General features: G+C 71.2%; 16 protein-coding genes and 1 tRNA gene. 13 read left to right on the plus strand and 4 right to left on the minus strand.

Annotated features, from left to right (window positions below):
* The first annotated feature begins 48 nt into the window (after positions 1-48).
* Positions 49-786 (plus strand): beta-phosphoglucomutase family hydrolase, encoded by a 738-nt coding sequence (locus tag ACFC1J_RS15430; RefSeq protein WP_375907893.1) that lies wholly within the window; start codon positions 49-51, stop codon positions 784-786.
* Positions 787-812: 26 nt separating this feature from the next.
* The gene (locus ACFC1J_RS15435; protein ID WP_375907896.1) at positions 813-3,317 is read left to right on the plus strand and encodes a glycoside hydrolase family 65 protein; all 2,505 of its coding nucleotides are present in this window, start codon (positions 813-815) and stop codon (positions 3,315-3,317) included.
* A gap of 77 nt (positions 3,318-3,394) precedes the next feature.
* Here the strand turns inward: ACFC1J_RS15435 and ACFC1J_RS15440 are convergent, their stop codons facing one another.
* The gene (locus ACFC1J_RS15440) at positions 3,395-3,574 is read right to left on the minus strand and encodes a DUF1918 domain-containing protein (protein WP_375907899.1); all 180 of its coding nucleotides are present in this window, start codon (positions 3,572-3,574) and stop codon (positions 3,395-3,397) included.
* Positions 3,575-3,786: 212 nt separating this feature from the next.
* Here ACFC1J_RS15440 and ACFC1J_RS15445 point away from each other — a divergent pair, with 212 nt between their 5' ends.
* From ACFC1J_RS15445 to ACFC1J_RS15455, 3 genes are read left to right on the plus strand one after another with little or no spacing between them, the layout of a single operon-like run.
* Entirely contained in the window at positions 3,787-6,234 is a 2,448-nt protein-coding gene (locus tag ACFC1J_RS15445) for a DNA polymerase III subunit gamma and tau (protein ID WP_375908382.1), read from the plus strand.
* Between the two features lie 58 nt (positions 6,235-6,292).
* Positions 6,293-6,886, plus strand: a complete 594-nt coding sequence (gene recR, locus ACFC1J_RS15450; protein ID WP_375907902.1) for a recombination mediator RecR — start codon at positions 6,293-6,295, stop codon at positions 6,884-6,886.
* Complete coding sequence (locus tag ACFC1J_RS15455) at positions 6,883-7,905, plus strand: DMT family transporter (protein ID WP_375907905.1); 1,023 nt, start codon at positions 6,883-6,885, stop codon at positions 7,903-7,905. The genes recR and ACFC1J_RS15455 overlap by 4 nt, the downstream gene beginning before the upstream one ends.
* Here the strand turns inward: ACFC1J_RS15455 and ACFC1J_RS15460 are convergent.
* Positions 7,871-8,344, minus strand: coding sequence for a DUF2871 domain-containing protein (locus ACFC1J_RS15460; RefSeq protein ID WP_375907907.1), 474 nt, complete (start codon positions 8,342-8,344; stop codon positions 7,871-7,873). The two genes, ACFC1J_RS15455 and ACFC1J_RS15460, sit on opposite strands and share 35 nt — an antisense overlap.
* A gap of 96 nt (positions 8,345-8,440) precedes the next feature.
* Between ACFC1J_RS15460 and ACFC1J_RS15465 the strand changes: the two genes are divergently transcribed.
* From ACFC1J_RS15465 to ACFC1J_RS15500, 8 genes are all read left to right on the plus strand, one after another.
* On the plus strand, positions 8,441-9,733 hold the full coding sequence (locus ACFC1J_RS15465; protein ID WP_375907910.1) for a sensor histidine kinase: 1,293 nt from the start codon (positions 8,441-8,443) through the stop codon (positions 9,731-9,733).
* A complete protein-coding gene (locus ACFC1J_RS15470) occupies positions 9,730-10,347 on the plus strand; it encodes a response regulator (RefSeq protein WP_375907913.1) in 618 nt (205 codons plus the stop codon). The genes ACFC1J_RS15465 and ACFC1J_RS15470 overlap by 4 nt, the downstream gene beginning before the upstream one ends.
* 140 nt (positions 10,348-10,487) lie before the next feature.
* Entirely contained in the window at positions 10,488-11,774 is a 1,287-nt protein-coding gene (locus tag ACFC1J_RS15475) for an aspartate kinase (protein WP_375907916.1), read from the plus strand.
* A 170-nt stretch (positions 11,775-11,944) separates the two neighbouring features.
* Entirely contained in the window at positions 11,945-13,009 is a 1,065-nt protein-coding gene (locus ACFC1J_RS15480; RefSeq protein ID WP_375907919.1) for an aspartate-semialdehyde dehydrogenase, read from the plus strand.
* Positions 13,010-13,089: 80 nt separating this feature from the next.
* Positions 13,090-14,550 carry a malate dehydrogenase (quinone) gene (gene mqo / locus ACFC1J_RS15485; protein ID WP_375907922.1) on the plus strand — a complete coding sequence of 487 codons (1,461 nt, stop codon included), beginning with the start codon at positions 13,090-13,092 and terminating at the stop codon, positions 14,548-14,550.
* Between the two features lie 9 nt (positions 14,551-14,559).
* Positions 14,560-15,180 carry a thymidine kinase gene (locus ACFC1J_RS15490; protein WP_375907925.1) on the plus strand — a complete coding sequence of 207 codons (621 nt, stop codon included), beginning with the start codon at positions 14,560-14,562 and terminating at the stop codon, positions 15,178-15,180.
* A gap of 131 nt (positions 15,181-15,311) precedes the next feature.
* Positions 15,312-16,037, plus strand: coding sequence for a FadR/GntR family transcriptional regulator (locus ACFC1J_RS15495; RefSeq protein ID WP_375907928.1), 726 nt, complete (start codon positions 15,312-15,314; stop codon positions 16,035-16,037).
* 15 nt (positions 16,038-16,052) lie between these two features.
* Positions 16,053-17,315, plus strand: a complete 1,263-nt coding sequence (locus ACFC1J_RS15500) for an alpha-hydroxy-acid oxidizing protein (RefSeq protein WP_375907931.1) — start codon at positions 16,053-16,055, stop codon at positions 17,313-17,315.
* Positions 17,316-17,376: 61 nt separating this feature from the next.
* Here the strand turns inward: ACFC1J_RS15500 and ACFC1J_RS15505 are convergent, their stop codons facing one another.
* On the minus strand, positions 17,377-18,162 hold the full coding sequence (locus tag ACFC1J_RS15505; RefSeq protein ID WP_375907934.1) for an HAD-IIB family hydrolase: 786 nt from the start codon (positions 18,160-18,162) through the stop codon (positions 17,377-17,379).
* Between the two features lie 179 nt (positions 18,163-18,341).
* A tRNA-Pro gene (locus ACFC1J_RS15510) sits at positions 18,342-18,418 on the minus strand.
* Between the last annotated feature and the right edge of the window lie 47 nt (positions 18,419-18,465).

Consider the following 18,465-nt stretch of genomic DNA (forward strand, 5'->3'; position numbering starts at 1 on the left):
ACGTGCCGATCCGACAGATCCCGTTCTCAGCCACCCGGAGGCTCCGCCGTGCCCGACACCCCTGCAGCGCTTCCCGATCTGCATCGCGCGGCCGCCGTGCTGTTCGATCTCGACGGCGTGCTGACGCCGACCGCCGAGGTGCACATGCGTGCCTGGCAGGCGGTGTTCGACGAGGTGTTCCTGCTCTGGGGCATCGCTCCCGCGTACGCCGACGAGGACTACTTCGCCTATGTCGACGGCAAGAAGCGCTACGACGGCGTCGCGAGCCTGCTCCGCAGCCGCAACGTGGAGATCCCGTGGGGGTCCGTCGACGACGATCCGGAGGCCGACACCGTCTGCGGGATCGGCAACCGCAAGAACGTGGCGTTCTCGGAGGCGCTGCGCCGCGACGGCATCGCGCCGTATCCCGGATCCCTCGCCCTGCTGCGGGAGCTGAGCGCCGCCGGAGTGCCGATGGCGGTCGTGTCCAGCTCCAAGAACGCGGAGGAGGTGCTGGCCACGGCCGGCATCCGCGACTTCTTCTCGGTGGTCGTGGACGGCGTCGTCGCCGAGCGGGAGCACCTCGCCTCCAAGCCCGCGCCGGACGTGTTCCGCGTCGGCGCCGAGCGCATCGGCGTCGATCCGGCATCCGCGGTCGCCGTCGAGGACGCGACCAGCGGCGTCGCCTCGGCCGCCGCGGCCGGCTACGGCACGGTCGTCGGAGTCGACCGCGGAGCTGGATCCGACTCCCTCCTCGCCCACGGCGCGACCGTCGTCGTCGACGACCTCGACCGCTTCCTGTCCTGAACCGATCCCCTCACGGAGAGCACTGCATGATCGATCGCGACCTCTTCCCCGTCGACCCGTGGCGTCTGGTCGAGACGTCCTATCCGCATGCGAGCCCTGGCGTCTCGGAGACGCTCATGGGTCTCGGCAACGGCTATCTCGGCCTGCGCGGCAATCACATCGAGGGCCGCAACGCGCTCGAGCACGGCACCTTCATCAACGGGCTGCATGAGACCTGGAAGATCCGCCATGCCGAGCAGGCCTTCGGATTCGCCGAAGTCGGCCAGACGATCGTGAACGCCCCCGACGCCAAGGTCATGCGGGTGTACGTCGACGACGAGCCGCTGAGCTTCGACGAGGCGGACGTGCGCGAGTACCGCCGCGAGCTCGACTTCCGCACGGGCGTCCTCAGCCGCGAGGTGCTGTGGGAGACGCCCTCGGGCAAGCGGGTGCGCATCCGCGACGAGCGGATCGTGTCCTTCGTCGAGCGCCACCTCGCGGTGCTGCGCCTCGAGGTCACGGTCGAGAACGCCGACGCCCCCGTGACCATCTCGTGCCAGCTGCTGAACCGGCAGGACGGCGAGGACGTGTACGGGGGAGTGCCGTCGATGGCGGCGGGATCCCCGGGGGAGAAGGCCGGCTTCGATCCGCGCAAGGCGGAGCGGATCGGCGACCGCGTGCTGCAGCCCGCCGAGTACTGGCAGGACGGCGGGCGTTCCGCCCTCGCCTATCGCGTCGCGGACTCCGGCATGACCCTCGCGGTGGTCGCCGACCACCTGGTCGAGACCGACAACGAGTACACCGCACGGCAGCTCGTGGAGCCCGACATCGCGAAGAACGTGTTCCGGGTGCAGGCGAAGGCCGGCGTCCCCACGCGCGTGACGAAGCTCGTGAGCTACCACACGTCCCGCGGCGTTCCCGCGCGCGAGCTCATCGACCGCTGCCGGCGCACGCTCGACCGCGCCGCGGTGGAGGGCGTGGAAGCGGAGTTCGCCAAGCAGGCGGAGTGGCTGACCGCGTTCTGGGAGCGCAGCGACGTGCGCATCGCCGGACACGACGACCTGCAGCAGGCGACCCGCTGGTGCCTGTTCCAGATCGCACAGGCCTCCGCGCGCGCCGACGGCGCCGGCGTCTCGGCGAAGGGCGTGAGCGGATCCGGCTACGGCGGACACTACTTCTGGGACACCGAGGTGTACGTGCTGCCGTTCCTCACCTACACGTCGCCGCAGTTCGCGCGCAACGCGCTGCGCTGCCGCGTGCACATGCTGCCCGCCGCGCGCCGCCGCGCCGGCCAGCTGAACGAGAGCGGGGCGCTCTTCCCCTGGCGCACGATCAACGGCGAGGAGGCCAGCGCGTACTACGCCGCGGGCACCGCGCAGTACCACATCAACGCCGACGTCAGCTATGCGCTCGGGAAGTACGTGCGCGCGACCGGCGACGATGACTTCCTCTATCGCCAGGGCGTGGACATCGCCGTCGAGACCGCGCGGATGTGGGCGACACTCGGCTTCTGGCGCTCGGCCGCGGGCGTGGACACGTTCCACATCCACGGCGTCACCGGCCCCGACGAGTACACCACGGTCGTCAACGACAACCTCTTCACGAACGTCATGGCCCGGTACAACCTGCGCTTCGCGGCACGTGTGGTGCGGGAGATGGCCGCGGACGCGCCGGAGGCGTACGACGCCGCCGTGGAGCGGCTCGGCATCGAGCCCGCGGAGGTCGAGCGGTGGGAGCGCGCGGCCGACGCGATGCACATCCCGTTCAGCCCGGCCCTGGGAATCCACCCGCAGGATTCGCTGTTCCTCGAGCGCGAGGTGTGGGATCTGCCGGCCACCCCGGCCGAGCAGCGCCCTCTGCTGCTGCACTTCCACCCGCTCGTGATCTACCGGTTCCAGGTGCTGAAGCAGGCGGATGTGGTGCTCGCGCTGTTCCTGCAGGGCAACCACTTCAGCGAGGCGGAGAAACTCGCCGACTTCGAGTACTACGACCCGCTCACCACGGGCGACTCGACCCTGTCGGCGGTCGTCCAGTCGATCCTCGCCGCGGAGGTCGGGTACCAGGACCTGGCGTACGAGTACTTCGAGCATGCGATCTACGTCGACCTGGGCGACCTGCACCGCAACGCCTCGGACGGTGTGCACGTGGCGTCCGCGGGCGGCGTGTGGACTGCGCTCGTGTGCGGATTCGGCGGCATGCGCGACCATGACGGCGAACTCAGCTTCGATCCCCGCCTGCCGACCGACTGGCCCGAGCTGTCGTACCCGCTGCAGTGGCACGGCTCCCAGTTGCAGATCACGCTGACCGCGGACCGGCTGCTGGTCGAGGTCCGCTCGGGGGATCCGGTCTCGTTCTCGGTGCGCGGGGTCGCGCACACGGCCTCGACCGAGGCTCCTGCCACCGTGCATCTCGCGGACCAGGGGCCTGTCCTCCGCGGGCGTCCCGAGTTCGGCTCCCGGGCCCGCCGCGAGGACGGCACGATCCTGTCGCCGACCGTGCCGACGACCTCGGCGATCCCGATCGTCGGCCACGTCGGAGAATCGGGCGAGTAGTCCCGGCCGTGGCGCCGGTCCCCGAGGCTCTCGAGGGGATCGGCGCCCGCCGCGGGGCCGGTGCTTCCCGGCCTCGGCTACTCTCCGTGCCTGATCTCGCAGTCACTGCCCGGTGCGAGCACTGCCTCGTGCCCGTCGTCGTAGCGCACGACGAGGAGCTCGCCGCGCACTTCGAGGACCACGCCGGATCGCTCCGCGCCGCCCACCACCCGGCCGTGGATGCGGATCCGGTCGCCCGCTGCCACCTGCGTCATCATCCACCTCCTCCTTCAGAGTACGTCCGTTCGAGGGGGCGCGGCAGGGGTTCTCGGGAGCTTCTCCTGCGCCGTCCGGTGCGGCGTCGGAGCCGATGCCGCGGATGCCACCGCACCGACCTCGGATGGCCCGCGCCGATGTCCGACGCACACCGTAGTCTTGTCGGGTGAGCACAGCCCTGTACCGCCGTTACCGGCCCGAGAACTTCGGGGAGATGATCGGGCAGTCGCAGGTGACCGATCCGCTCATGACCGCGCTGCGTGGCGATCGGGTGGGCCACGCCTATCTGTTCTCCGGCCCGCGAGGCTGCGGGAAGACCACGTCCGCACGCATCCTGGCGCGCTGCCTGAACTGCGCCGAAGGCCCTACCGACACCCCGTGCGGCGTGTGCCCGAGCTGTGTCGAGCTGTCGCGCAACGGCGGTGGATCCCTCGACGTCGTCGAGATCGACGCGGCCAGCCACAACGGCGTCGATGACGCCAGAGACCTGCGCGAGCGCGCGACTTTCGCGCCCAGCCGCGACCGGTTCAAGATCTTCATCCTCGACGAGGCGCACATGGTGACGCCGCAGGGCTTCAACGCCCTGCTGAAGCTCGTCGAGGAGCCGCCGCCGCACATCAAGTTCATCTTCGCGACCACCGAGCCCGAGAAGGTGCTCGGCACGATCCGCTCTCGGACGCATCACTACCCGTTCCGGCTGGTGCCGCCCGCGGCGATGCTCGAGTACGTCGAGAAGCTGTGCGCCGAGGAGGGCGTGACCGTCGCCCAGGGCGTGCTGCCGCTCGTCGTGCGCGCGGGCGGCGGGTCCCCGCGTGACACGCTCTCGCTGCTCGACCAGCTCATCGCGGGCTCGGAGAACGGCGACGTCGGCTACGAGCGCGCGGTCGCGCTGCTCGGCTACACGCACTCCGCACTGCTCGATGAGATCGTGGACGCGCTCGCCGCGGGCGATGCGGCCGGCGCCTTCCCGGCGATCGACCGGGTGGTGCAGACCGGACAGGATCCGCGCCGCTTCGTCGACGACCTGCTCGAGCGGCTCCGCGACCTCATCGTGATCGCGGCGGTCGGGGACGCGGCCTCCGCAGTGCTGCGCGGGGTCCCGGAGGACGAGCTGACCCGCATGCGCGGCCAGGCCGCGGCGTTCGGCGGTCCGCGCCTGTCGCGCGCGGCGGATCTCGTGAGCTCGGCGCTGGACGACATGTCCGGAGCGACGTCGCCGCGTCTGCATCTCGAACTGCTCGTCGCCCGCGTGCTGACCGCGCTCTCCGGAGGCGGGGAGACGGCGCCCGCGGCGATTCCCGCTGCTGCGGCTGCTGCCGCCCCTGCTGTTCCCGCGGCTGCTCCCGCGGCGGCTGCTCCGGCTGCGGCGCCGTCCGCTGCCCCGGCTCCGTCGGCGAAGCGCGATGCCTCGACGCCGCCCACCGGCGCTGCGGTCCCGGCCTCCGTCGGCGCACCCGAGCCCGCGGCTGAGCCTGCCCGGGCCTCCGCGGCCGAGACCGCGCCTGCGGTCGATGCCGAGCCTGCCCCGGCGGCCGAGGCGACACCCGTCGCCGAGCCCGCCCCCGCATCGGAAGCGGCCCCCGTATCGGAAGCGGCCCCCGCGGCCGGTCCCGTCGACATCGACCGGGTCCGCGCCGCCTGGACCGCCGTGCTCGGACGACTCGAGAAGATCAGCCGCGGATCCTGGCTCGTGGTCACCGCGGTGCAGCCGCTCGCCTACGACGCCGAGACCGAGGTGCTCACACTCGGGTTCCCCGGACCGAACGATGTCGCCCGGTTCAAGGGCACGAAGCCCGGTGACGGCCCCTCCGACCACCTGCGCGCCGCGATCGAAGGCGAACTCGCCGTCAAGGTCAAGTACCTGCCGGCTCCGCTGCCCGGGGCGGCTCCCGAACGGAACTTAGCCGAGAGCGGGAAGGCCCCGCGCCCCTCCGACCAGACCTCGTCCGAGCCCGAGGAGCGCGGCTCCGACGCGACGACGCCCCCGGTGCCCTCCTCGAGCGCGGCTCGCGCACCGCGGCGCCCGGCCCCGACGTCCGCCGCCCCCGTCACGGAGTGGGCGGTCGCCGCGATCCCTCGGGGGGAGACGGAACCCGCCCCGCCGGCGGATACTGCCAGCACCGCGCCGGTGGCGTCCGAACCCACCGTGCCTGTGACCGAACCCACGACGTCTGCGGACGCCGGACCGGCCGCATCCGAACCGCGGGTCGCGCAGTTCCCGGTCGACGAGGAGCCCGCCGACGTCGAGGCGATGCCGGCGTCCGGCTGGTACGAGCCGGGGCATGACGGCGACGTCCTCGACGACGAGCCGCCGTTCCCCGACGACGCCGACGACCCGGGCCCGGATGCCGGTCCTGGTCCGGATGCCGGTCCTGGTCCGTACGGCGCCCCCGAGCCGGCGTTGGCTTCGGTCGGACAGACCGCGTCCGAGATCGGCGGGGCGGATCCGAGTCCTGCGTCCGCGGCACGACCGGGTCCTGCGTCCGCCGCACGGCCGGATCCCGCGCCGCGTGCCGCGTCTCCCGCACCCGCGGTCGCCGACCGGGCCCCGCGCTCCGGCGCGCCGGGCGTGCAGCGCTACGGCGAGGCGGTGGTGCGTCAGGTGCTCGGCGCGAGGTTCCTCCGCGAGGAGCCGTACGAGCCGCAGACCCGGTTCCAGTGAGGAACCGTGGCAGCGGCGACCCAGTGAACAGTGAACGAGCGATCATGAGGATCACGAGATGTACGACGGCATCGTCCAGGAGCTGATCGACGAGTTCGGCCGCCTGCCGGGCATCGGCCCGAAGTCCGCCCAGCGCATCGCGTTCCACATTCTGCAGACGCCCTCCTTCGACGTGAAACGGCTCTCCGAGCTGCTCGTCGAGGTGCGCGAACGGGTGCGGTTCTGCGAGATCTGCGGCAATGTCGCGGAGCAGGAGCGCTGCGCGATCTGCCGCGACCCGCGCCGCAACGCCGCGCTGATCTGCGTGGTCGAGGACGCCAAGGACGTCGCGGCGATCGAGCGCACGCGCGAGTTCCGCGGGCTCTACCACGTGCTCGGCGGCGCGATCAGCCCGATCGCCGGCATCGGACCCGACGATCTGCGGATCGCCCAGCTGATGACGCGGCTCGCCGACGGCACCGTGCAGGAGGTCATCCTCGCCACGAACCCGAACCTCGAGGGCGAGGCGACGGCGAGCTACCTCAGCCGGCTGCTCACCACCATGCAGATCACCGTCTCGCGTCTCGCGTCGGGGCTGCCGGTGGGCGGCGACTTGGAGTACGCGGACGAGGTCACGCTCGGGCGAGCCTTCGAGGGGCGGCGCGTACTTTGAGCGGAACCGGCTTCACCCGTCGGGGCTGGCTGCTCTTCGGCGCGATGTGCCTGCTCTGGGGCGTGCCCTACCTGCTCATCAGCGTGGTCGTGGAGTCGTTCTCGCCGCCGGCGATGGTCGCGGGGCGCACCCTCATCGCGGCGCTGCTGCTGCTCCCGTTCGCGATCCGCAGCGGTGCGATCAAGGCCGCATGGAAGCACTGGCCCTGGGTGCTCGCGTTCGGCCTCGTGGAGATGGCGGGTCCGTTCCTCCTCCTCGGCCACGCCGAGCAGTCCCTGCCGTCCGGGCTGACGGGCCTGCTCGTCGCCACGGTCCCCCTGTTCGCGGCGCTCATCGCGCTGGGCGGCGGAGACCGGGGCGTGCTGAGCCCGGCGCGGCTGATCGGCCTGCTGGTCGGGTTCGTCGGCGTCGGCGTCGTGGTCGCGGGCCCCGGCCTCGCGGGCGGGAAGGTCGACTTCCTCGCGGCGGGGGAGGTGCTGCTCGTCGCCGTGCTCTATGCGACCGCGCCGTTCATCGTCGCCCGCAAGCTCGGCCATGTGCCGTCGATCGGCACGATCACGCTCGCGCTGCTGTTCATCGGGATCCTCTATCTGCCGGTCGCGCTGCTCACGCAGCACACGGTGCCGACCGTGCCGTCGATCGTCGCGCTGATCGCCCTGGGCGTCGTCTGCACCGCGATCGCGTTCCTCGCCTTCTTCGCCCTCATCAAGGAGGTCGGCCCGGTCCGCGCGCCGCTGTTCACCTACGTCAACCCGGTGATCGCGATCCTCCTGGGGGCGATCGTGCTCGCCGAGCCGCTCACCCCTGGGCTGATCATCGGGTTCCCGCTCGTGATCATCGGGTGCTGGTTCGCCGGAACCGGCGGCCGGCTGCGGCCCAGAGCCGCCGTCGACGAGACCGCGGTGGAGCTGACCGCCGAGCCGGTGCCGCCGGTGCCTGTGGTGGTGGCGCCGCGCCCGGGGGATGCGGCCGTGCCGCCGGAGGTCAGGACGCCCGACGGATCCCCTTCCACAGAGTGATCAGCAGGAGCACGAAGGCCGCTCCGATCAGGATATGACCGGCACCCGCGATGCCGGAGATGGCCTTGGACGCCTCGACCTTGAGCACGTCGAGGATCCCGTGCCAGGTCATCATCGCGCCCGTCACGAGCACGCCGGCGTTGTAGATCCAGAAGAACCACGAGAACAGGCGGCTCGCGGACAACGCGAACGTCTTCTCGAGCGCGAGCACGATGAGCGTCACGAGCGCGCCGAGCGCGAGCAGATGGGTGTGTACCAGCGCGAGCTGCCCGCTCACTCCGTCCGGGAAGCCCTGCGCCTTCGTGAACTCCCGGTAGAACAGCCCTGCCACGAGGCCCAGTGCGATCCAGACGACGGCGGCGACGAAGAGCTGGGTGAGGGCGCGTCGCTGTGCGGGCGCGGAGGAGGACGGGGCGGTGATGTCGGCAGAAGCGGTCATGATGCCAGCCTGCGCGCATCCCTCGCGAGGCGCATCCATCGAACGAACGAGGCCCGGCGCTGGGCAGACGCCCCGTCCGCGCGGGAGAATCGGAGCATGAACCGCGCATCCGGATCCGCCCGTCAGCGGATGCTGCGCGGCGCACGGTTCGCCCTGCACCTCATCACGGTCGTGCTGGTCGTCGTCACCACGGCGCGCGCGGGCGTCGAGGGGGAGCTGCTCCCGGTTCTGCTCGCCGCCGCGGTTTACCTCGCGTGGTACGGCGCCGGCGCGGGTTTCGCGCACAAGCGTGCCGCCGTCTGGTGGATGCTGGGGCTGCTCGCGATCTGGGTCGGGATGCTCGCCCTGTCCGCGGAGTTCGTCTGGCTCGCATTCCCGCTCCTCCTTCTCGCCGGGCACGTGCTGCGGTTGCCGTGGTCCTTCGCGTTCATGGTCGTGGTGCTCGCGGCATCGATCCTCGCGCCGATGCTGCATCCGGGCGGCGTGCAACCGGGCACGCTGCTCGCGCACCTGATCGGCCCCCTCGTCGGCGGTGGGTTCGCGTTCGCGGTGTCCCTGGGATACGACGCGATGCTGCGCGACGCGGCCGAGCGGGAACGCCTCATCGACTCGATGCTGCGCGCTCAGCACGAAGCGGAGCGTCTGCACGACGAACTCGCCGCGAGTCAGCGCGAGGCCGGCGCGACGCGCGAGCGCACCCGGCTCGCCCGCGACCTGCATGACACGATCGCGCAGGAACTCAGCACGATCGTCATGCTCGCCCGTCTGGATCCGCCGGCCCCCGCGGGTGGCGTCGCCGCGCACCAGACGCCCCCCGTCGCCGGGATGCGCCAGGATCGCACCGCGCAGATCGAGCAGCTCGCCCAGCACTCGCTCACCGAGCTGCGCCGCATCGTCGCGGCCCTCGCACCCGCCGACCTCGACGAGTCGGCCCTCGCCGCCGCACTCGCCCGCATGCTCGACGCCCTGCGCGACGAGATCGGCATCGCCGGCACGCTGCAGGTGGATCCGGACCTCCCCGCACTGCCGACTCCGGTGGAGGTCGCCCTGCTGCGGGTCGCCCAGTCGGCGCTCGCCAATGTGCGCCAGCACGCGCAGGCGCAGACGGTCCAGGTCTCGCTGACGTCCGGCGGCGGATCCGTGCGCCTGCGGCTCGAGGACGACGGGGTCGGGTTCGATCAGGCCGTGCGCCGCTCCGACGCGTCCTACGGCCTCGCCGCGATGCGCTCACGGCTGCGAGAGGGAGGCGGGGAGCTCACGATCCGATCCGCGCCGGGCGCGGGAACGACGATCGAGGCGTCGCTGCCGCTCGGCACCAGCACCAGCACCAGCACCGGCGCCGGTCTTGGCGCGGGCAGCGGCGGCGACGCGGCCGGGGGAGCGGCATGAGCGTCCGGCTGATCATCGTCGACGATCACCCGATCGTGCGCGCAGGGATCCGTGCGGTCGTCGAGGCGCGCGGCTTCGACGTCCTCGCCGAGGTCGGCACCGGTGAGGAGGCCGTCGAGGCCGCCCGCACGCTGCATCCCGATGTGGTGCTGTGCGATCTGCGTCTCGGTGACGGCATGGACGGCGTCGCCACGACCGCGGCGCTGCGGGCGCTCCCGGCGCCGCCCGCGGTGCTGATCCTCACCACGTTCGACCACGACGCCCAGATCGTCCGCGCGGTGGAGGCGGGTGCCGCCGGGTACCTGCTCAAGGAGGTCGGGGTCGAGGTCATCTCCCGCGCGATCGTGGACGCGGCCGCCGGATCGACCGTTCCCACCCCGGGCGGGGACGAACGCCTCGTGGCCGCGCTGCGCGCACCTCGGGTCGAGCTCACCGCGCGCGAGCAGGAGGTGCTGGCGCTCGTGGCGGAGGGGCTCAGCAACCGCGAGATCGCGGTGCGTCTGTTCGTCACGGAGGCCACCGTCAAAACCCATATCGTGCACCTGCTCGACAAGCTCGGGGCGGAGAGCCGCACCGGCGCCGTCTCCGAGGCCCGCCGCCGCGGTCTGCTCTGAGAAGCACCGCGAACGAGCCCCGCCCCGCGAGCCCGACCTCGCCCCGGCCGCCGTCACATACCGGATCCGGCATGGAGGGCGCTCGTAGAATGTGCGATGGTGCGCCGCCTCCGGCGCCCGGCATCCCCCAGGAGTGATCCGTGGCCCTCATCGTGCAGAAGTACGGCGGCTCGTCCGTCGCCGACGCAGAGAGCATCAAGCGCGTCGCGAAGCGCATCGTCGACACGCGTCGTGCCGGGCACGACGTCGTCGTGGCCGTGAGCGCGATGGGTGACACCACGGACGAGCTGCTCGACCTCGCGGCCCAGGTCGCGCCGATCCCCGCCCCGCGCGAGCTCGACATGCTGCTCTCCAGCGGAGAGCGCATCTCGATGGCGCTGCTCGCGATGGCGATCCACTCCATGGGCTTCGACGCGCGCTCCTTCACCGGCCCGCAGGCCGGGATGCGCACCGACAGCAGGCACGGATCCGCGCGCATCGTCGAGGTCACCCCGACGCGCCTGCGCGAGGCGCTCGACGAGGGCGCGATCGTCATCGTCGCCGGCTTCCAGGGCATCAACGACGACACGCAGGACATCACGACCCTCGGTCGCGGCGGATCCGACACCACCGCCGTCGCCCTCGCTGCGGCGCTCGGCGCCGACGTCTGCGAGATCTACAGCGACGTCGACGGCATCTACACGGCGGATCCGCGCGTGGTCCCGCTCGCGCACAAGCTCTCGCACGTGTCGAGCGAGGAGATGCTCGAACTCGCCGCGAACGGCGCCAAAGTGCTGTACATCCGCGCCGTCGAGTACGCGCGCCGGCACGGCGTCCTGATCCACGCCCGGTCGACGTTCACGTCGAACGAGGGTACCTACGTTCTGGGCGAGGGCATGAAGAACCCCCGCGAATCCGAGGGAGAAGCCATGGAAGAGCCGATCGTCGCCGGTGTCGCCACCGACCTCAGCCAGGCCAAGGTCACCGTCGCGGGCGTTCCCGACGTGCCGGGGAAGGCCGCGGAGATCTTCAAGATCGTCGCCAAGTCCGGCGCGAACGTCGACATGATCGTGCAGAACGTCTCTGCGGCGTCCACGGGACGAACCGACATCTCCTTTACGCTGCCGAAGTCGGACGCCTCCGCGGCGCTCAAGGCGCTCGCCGCCGAGCAGGCCGACGTGGGCTTCGAGAGCCTCCTGCACGACGACCAGATCGGGAAGCTCTCGGTCGTGGGCGCCGGCATGCGCACGCACTCGGGCGTCTCCGCGATCCTCTTCGAGGCGCTGTCGACCGCGGGCGTGAACCTGGAGATGATCTCGACCTCCGAGATCCGGATCTCCGTCGTCGTGCGCGGCGACGAGCTCGCCGAGGCCGCGCGCGTCGTGCACGCCGCGTACGGCCTGGACGGCGAGGTCGAGGCCGTCGTCGCCGCCGGCACCGGTCGCTGACCCGTCCCGCTCGACCACCCCTGCGCCGGGCTCCCTTCGGAACCCGGTAGAATCGCCCAAACCCTGACACCGGCGCCAGGCGCGGACCGATCCGCCACACCCGGCGACCGCGCCTCCGCCTCGTCCGCCGTCCGGCACCCGCCACGGCACGAAGCCAAGGAAGCATCCCCATGACCCGCATCTCCGACTCAGGATTCTCCGTCGCGATCGTCGGCGCCACCGGCCAGGTCGGCACCGTCATGCGCGACATCCTCGCGGAGCGCTCCTTCCCGATCCGCGAGCTGCGCCTGTTCGCCTCGGCCCGCTCGGCCGGCACGGCGATCGACTTCGGCGGCACGCCGGTGATCGTGGAGGATGTGGAGACCGCGGATCCGGCCGGTGTCGAGATCGCGCTGTTCTCCGCGGGCGCCACCGCGAGCCGCGCCTACGCCCCCCGCTTCGCCGCGGCCGGCGCCGTCGTGGTCGACAACTCGAGCGCCTGGCGAATGGACCCCGAGGTGCCGCTCGTGGTGAGCGAGGTCAACCCCGAGGCGATCGCCGACGCCCCCAAGGGCATCATCGCGAACCCCAACTGCACCACGATGGCCGCGATGCCCGTGCTCAAGGCGCTGCACGCCGAAGCAGGGCTCGAGCGCCTGATCGTGAGCACGTACCAGGCCGTGAGCGGGTCCGGCCTCGCCGGCGCGCAGGAGCTGCTGGGCCAGGTCGAGGGCGTGCTCGCCCAGGGCGACACCCTGAAGCTCGTGCACGACGGATCCGCGCTCGACTTCCCGCAGCCGGAGAAGTACGTGGCGCCGATCGCGTTCGACGTCATCCCGCTCGCCGGATCCATCGTCGACGATGGTCTCAACGAGACCGACGAGGAGAAGAAGCTCCGCAACGAGAGCCGCAAGATCCTCGGGCTGCCGGACCTCCGCGTCGCGGGGACGTGCGTGCGCGTGCCGGTCTTCACCGGGCACTCGCTGTCGATCAATGCCGAGTTCGCGAACGACATCAGCCCGCAGCGCGCGTACGACGTGCTCGCCGCGGCTCCCGGCGTGGTGGTCGAAGAGGTGCCGACGCCGCTGTACGCCGCGGGCAAGGACCCGAGCTACGTCGGGCGGATCCGTGCCGACCAGTCCGCGCCGGAGGGCAAGGGGCTCGTGCTGTTCATCAGCAACGACAACCTGCGCAAGGGCGCCGCGCTGAACGCGGTCCAGGTCGCGGAGCTGGTCGCCGCTCGCCTCGGCGACTGACCTCCGCCGCGGCGAATTCCGCTGGCCGGATGGCCGCTGCGGCGAATATCGGCGACCTCGGGGCGAACTAGACTGGTCGCGTGACTGAATCCGTCGACGTCGTCCTCATCGGCGGTGGCATCATGAGCGCCACCCTCGGAACCCTGCTCCGCGAACTCCAGCCCGACTGGAAGGTCGTGGCCTTCGAGCGACTCGGCGACGTCGCGGAGGAGAGCTCGAACGCGTGGAACAACGCGGGCACGGGGCACGCCGCCCTGTGCGAGCTGAACTACATGCCTGAGGGCAAGGACGGCGCGCTCGACCCGGCGAAGGCGATCGGCATCAACGAGCAGTTCCAGCTCAGCCGCCAGCTGTGGTCCACCCTCGTCGACCGCGGCGTGCTCGACGCCCCCACGACCTTCATCAACTCCACCCCGCACATGACGTTCGTGCGCGGGCAGAAGGACGTGGACTACCTGCGCCACCGCTACGAGGTGCTCAAGGAGCAGCCGCTGTTCGCGGGGATCGAGTTCAGCGAGGACTCCCGCGTCATCAACCAGTGGGCGCCGCTGCTCATGGAGCAGCGCCGCAAGGGCGAGCCCTTCGCCGCGACCAGGGTGCCCAGCGGCACGGATGTGGACTTCGGATCCCTCACCCGCCAGCTCTTCGACCACCTCACCGAGGACGAGCGCTTCACCCTGCGGCGCAACCACGAGGTCCGCAAGCTCTCGCAGCGCAAGGACGGCACCTGGGACGTGCGCTTCCGCAACGTGATCGGGCGCACCCCGGGGGCGATCAACGCGCGCTTCGTGTTCGTCGGCGCGGGCGGCTGGGCGCTCAAGCTGCTGCAGGGATCCGGCATCTCCGAGATCAAGGGCTACGGCTGCTTCCCGATCGGCGGGCAGTGGCTGAAGACGTCGAACCCGGCGATCGTCGCCAAGCACCAGGCCAAGGTGTACTCGCAGGCCCCCGTCGGGGCCCCGCCGATGTCGGTGCCGCACCTGGACACCCGTGTCGTGGACGGCGAGACGAGCCTGCTGTTCGGACCGTTCGCCACCTTCAGCCCGAAGTTCCTCAAGCAGGGCGGGATGCTCGACATCGTGACGCAGGTGCGCCCGCACAACCTGGGCAGCATGCTCAAGGTCGCGTTCACGAACTTCGACCTGATCAAGTACCTGGTCAGCGAGCTTCTGAAGACGCACCACAAGAAGGTCTCGACGTTGCGCGAGTTCATGCCCACCGCCGCGGACGGCGACTGGGAGCTGCTGCAGGCCGGCCAGCGCGCACAGGTCATGAAGGGCGGCAAGCTGCAGTTCGGCACCGAGGTCGTCGCGGCCGCCGACGGCACGATCGCGGGCCTGCTGGGTGCCTCTCCGGGCGCGTCCACCGCCGTTCCGGTGATGCTCGACGTGCTTCAGCGCTGCTTCCCCGAGCAGTACGGGGAGTGGGAGCCGAAGCTGCAGAAGCTGATCCCGACGCTCGGTGAGAAGCTCAACGACTCCGCGGCCGATGCGCGCGCGTCGATGGGCGCCACCGCGAAGACGCTCGATCTGACGGCCTGATCCCGCGCCGTGGCCAAGCTGTACTTCCGCTACGGGGCGATGAACTCCGGCAAGTCCACGGCGCTGCTGCAGGCCGCCTACAACTATGAGGAGCGCGGCCAGCAGGTGCTGCTCGCGAAGCCCGCGATCGACACCAAGGGCGCCTCGCAGATCGAGAGCCGCCTCGGCATGACCCGCGAGGTCGACTTCCTCATCGCCGCAGGGGAGAGCGCGAGGGAGCTGTTCCGGAGCGAGCGGTCCCGGGCGCAGCAGGACGGATCCGACATCGCCTGCCTCCTCGTGGACGAGGCGCAGTTCCTGGAGCCGGAACAGGTCGACGACCTGTTCCGCATCGCGGTGGAGGACGACATCCCCGTGCTCGCGTACGGGATCCGCAACGACTTCCTCACGCATGCGTTCCCGGGATCCGGGCGGCTGCTCGCGATCGCGCACACGCTCGAGGAGCTCAAGACGATCTGCCGCTGCGGGCGCAAGGCGGTCTTCAACGGTCGTCGGATCGGCGACCGCTTCGTGTTCGACGGCGACCAGGTCGCGATCGACGGAGCCCTCCGTCAGGCCCAGGGACCGGTCGCGTACGAGTCCCTCTGCGGCCACTGCTACCTCGAGGAGTCCCACGGCCGCCTGGGCTGACCCCTATCTTCCGAGTCGTCCCCCTCAGCGCACCCCATGGCGTGCGCTGAGGGGGACGACTCAGTTGTGGCGGGGGCCGTTGCGTGGTCTGACCACAGGGGGTATCGTGTGGTCTGACCACAGGAGGGGCGATGAGCGAACACGGGGATGCGCCCGCGCGCACCTGGCGCACGGTGCTGCAGCACGTCGAGCAGCGCCTGCTGGACGGCGAGTTCGGTCCGGGGGACCGGCTGCCGAGCGAGCGCGACCTCGCGGCCGAGCTGGGCGTGGGGCGCTCCAGCGTGCGCGAGGCGATCCGCGTGCTCGAGGTGATGGGGCTCATCCGCACCTCGACCGGATCCGGCCCGCAGGCGGGTGCGATCGTCATCGCCGCACCAGGAGGGGGCCTGTCCGCGCTCCTGCGGCTCCAGGTCGCTGCGCAGGGCTTCCCGATCGCGGACGTCGTCGGCACGCGCCTGATCCTGGAGCAGGCCGTCGTCGCGGCTCTCGCCGGGGGAGAGGGCGACACCGCCGAGATCCACCGCCTCCTCGACGCGATGGATGCCGAGCTCGGCGCCGCCGACTTCCTCGCGCTCGACGCGCAGCTGCACCTCGCGCTCGCCGAGGCCAGTGGGAACGCGGTCGTCGCCGCGATGATGACGGGGCTGCGGGACAGCATCGAGTCCTACGTGCGGACCGGATCCGCGGGGATCCAGGACTGGGCCGGCATGGCGGCGCGACTCCGCGCCGAGCACCGCGACATCGTCCGTGCGATCGACGAGGGGCGCGCCGACACCGCCGCAGCCCTCGTGCACGACCACATCACCGGCTATTACGCCGCGACCGGCCTGGCCGGCGCGGACGACACGACTCCCTGATCGGAAGGACCCACCATGGTGCAGCGGCAGCTTCCCAACCCCGCCGAGATCTTCGACCTGATGAAGTTCAAGGCCCCCGAACTCGACGGCACCAAGCGCCGCCTCGAGGGCGCGCTGACGATCTCGGATCTGCGGACGATCGCGAAGCGCCGCACGCCCAAGGCCGCCTTCGACTACACGGACGGCGCCGCCGAGGGCGAACTGTCGCTGGCGCGCGCCCGCCAGGCGTTCGAGGACGTGGAGTTCCACCCCGGGATCCTCGCGCCGGCACCCGAACTCGACACCTCCACCACGATCCTTGGCGGCCCGAGCGCGCTGCCGTTCGGGATCGCGCCGACGGGATTCACGCGTCTCATGCAGACCGAGGGCGAGTTCGCCGGAGCCGGCGCCGCAGCCGCCGCGGGGATCCCCTTCACGCTGTCCACGCTCGGCACGACCTCGATCGAGGACGTGAAGAAGACCAACCCCGCGGGGCGCAACTGGTTCCAGCTGTACGTCATGCGCGACCGGGAGATCTCCTACGGCCTCACTCGCCGCGCGGCCGAGGCCGGCTTCGACACGCTCATGTTCACGGTCGACACCCCGGTCGCCGGCGCCCGCCTGCGGGACAAGCGCAACGGCTTCTCGATCCCGCCGCAGCTCACGCTCGGCACGATCATCAACGCGATTCCGCGGCCGTGGTGGTGGATCGACTTCCTGACCACCCCGAAGCTCGAGTTCGCATCGCTGTCGACGACGGGCGGCACGGTCGGGGAGCTGCTCGACGCGGCCATGGACCCGACGATCGGCTATGACGACCTCGAGGTGATCCGGGGCATCTGGCCGGGCAAGCTCCTCGTCAAGGGCGTGCAGACCGTCGAGGACGCGGTGCGGCTGAAGGACACGCACGGCGTGGACGGCGTGGTGCTCTCCAACCACGGCGGCCGGCAGCTCGATCGCGCCCCCATCCCGTTCCACCTGCTCCCGCAGGTGCGCAGGGCCGTGGGCGATGACTTCACCGTGATGGTCGACACCGGCATCATGAACGGGGCCGACATCGTCGCCGCGGTCGCGCTCGGCGCCGACTTCACCCTCATCGGCCGCGCCTACCTCTACGGCCTCATGGCGGGCGGGCGCCGCGGCGTCGACCGCACGATCGCGATCCTGCGCAGCGAGATCGAGCGGACGATGCGTCTGCTCGGGGTCTCGTCGCTCGCCGAATTGGAGCCCCATCACGTCACCCAGCTCGCCCGCATGGTTCCCGTAGCGCAGGGCGCGGCGGAGGTCGCCGCGCGATGAGTTCGGGCGCTGCGGGCGCGATCCTGTCGCTGTCCTGAGGCGTCGGAGCGCCCGGCGGACGTCAGAGCGCGCGCGGGGTGGCGGGAGCGGCCGTCAGCGCGGGCAGGAGTGCGTCCAGGTGGTCCGCGGTGTCCTCCCAGCCCTCCACGGCGACGCAGGGCACGCCGAGGGCCTTGACGGGGTAGTCGTTGCCGCCCTCGTCGAGGCGATCGCCGTAGAAGAGCATCTCCTCGAAGGGGATGCCCGTGCGCTCGGCGAGCTCGGTCATGCCGTAGGCCTTGTCGATCCCGGCGCGCGTGATGTCGATCGACGTGGATCCGCCGGAGCGGACCTCGAGATCGGGTACGCGGGTCGCGACGGCATCGCGCAGGGCGGCGCGGCGGGATCCGTCGGGGTCCCAGGCCTTCTTCGCGTCGTGGGGCGCCTTCTGGCCGAGGGCGGAGAAGGTGATCTGCGAGCCGCGGTCCTCCAGGATCGGCCCCCAGGTCTCGCTCTCCCAGAGCCCGAGGCGGCGGGCCTCCTCCTCGAGGGAACGGAGGGCGGCGGCCTTCTGCTGATCGCTGAGGTCGCGGGCGTAGATCAGGGAGAAACCTGATCCATCGTGGCGGAGGTAGCGCGTGCCGCAGGTCGGCAGCAGATGGATGCGCTGCAGGAGCTCCGTGTCGGCGTCGCCGAGCCGGGCGATGACCTGCGCGCGGAACTGCTCCTCGTTGCCGCCGGAGATGATCGCGACCTCCACGCGGCGCGCGAGCGCGAGGAGCAGGTCGGCGATACGGGGATCGATCGCGGCCTTGGAGGGGGCGAGGGTGTCGTCGAGGTCGAAGGCGACCAGGCGGGGCATCATCATAGCGATTCCAGCGTAGAGGATCCGGATGGGAGAGAGCCTGTGTATGGCGGTCGGGGTGCGTCCCCGGGTGCTTCTCCGCACGTCGCATCCGCGACACGCGGAGCCTCCCCGCTGGGGCCCACCTGACATCACGAAACAACGTCAGAGGGACCGACCCTGCGGGTCGGTCCCTCTGATGTTGGTCGGGGTGACAGGATTTGAACCTGCGGCCTCTTCGTCCCGAACGAAGCGCGCTACCAAGCTGCGCCACACCCCGTGGCAACCGTTCAAGTCTATACGGAGACGAGCCGAGGGGCGAATCGA

The organism is Microbacterium sp. NPDC056052 (assembly GCF_042266785.1).
Taxonomy (GTDB): Bacteria; Actinomycetota; Actinomycetes; order Actinomycetales; family Microbacteriaceae; genus Microbacterium.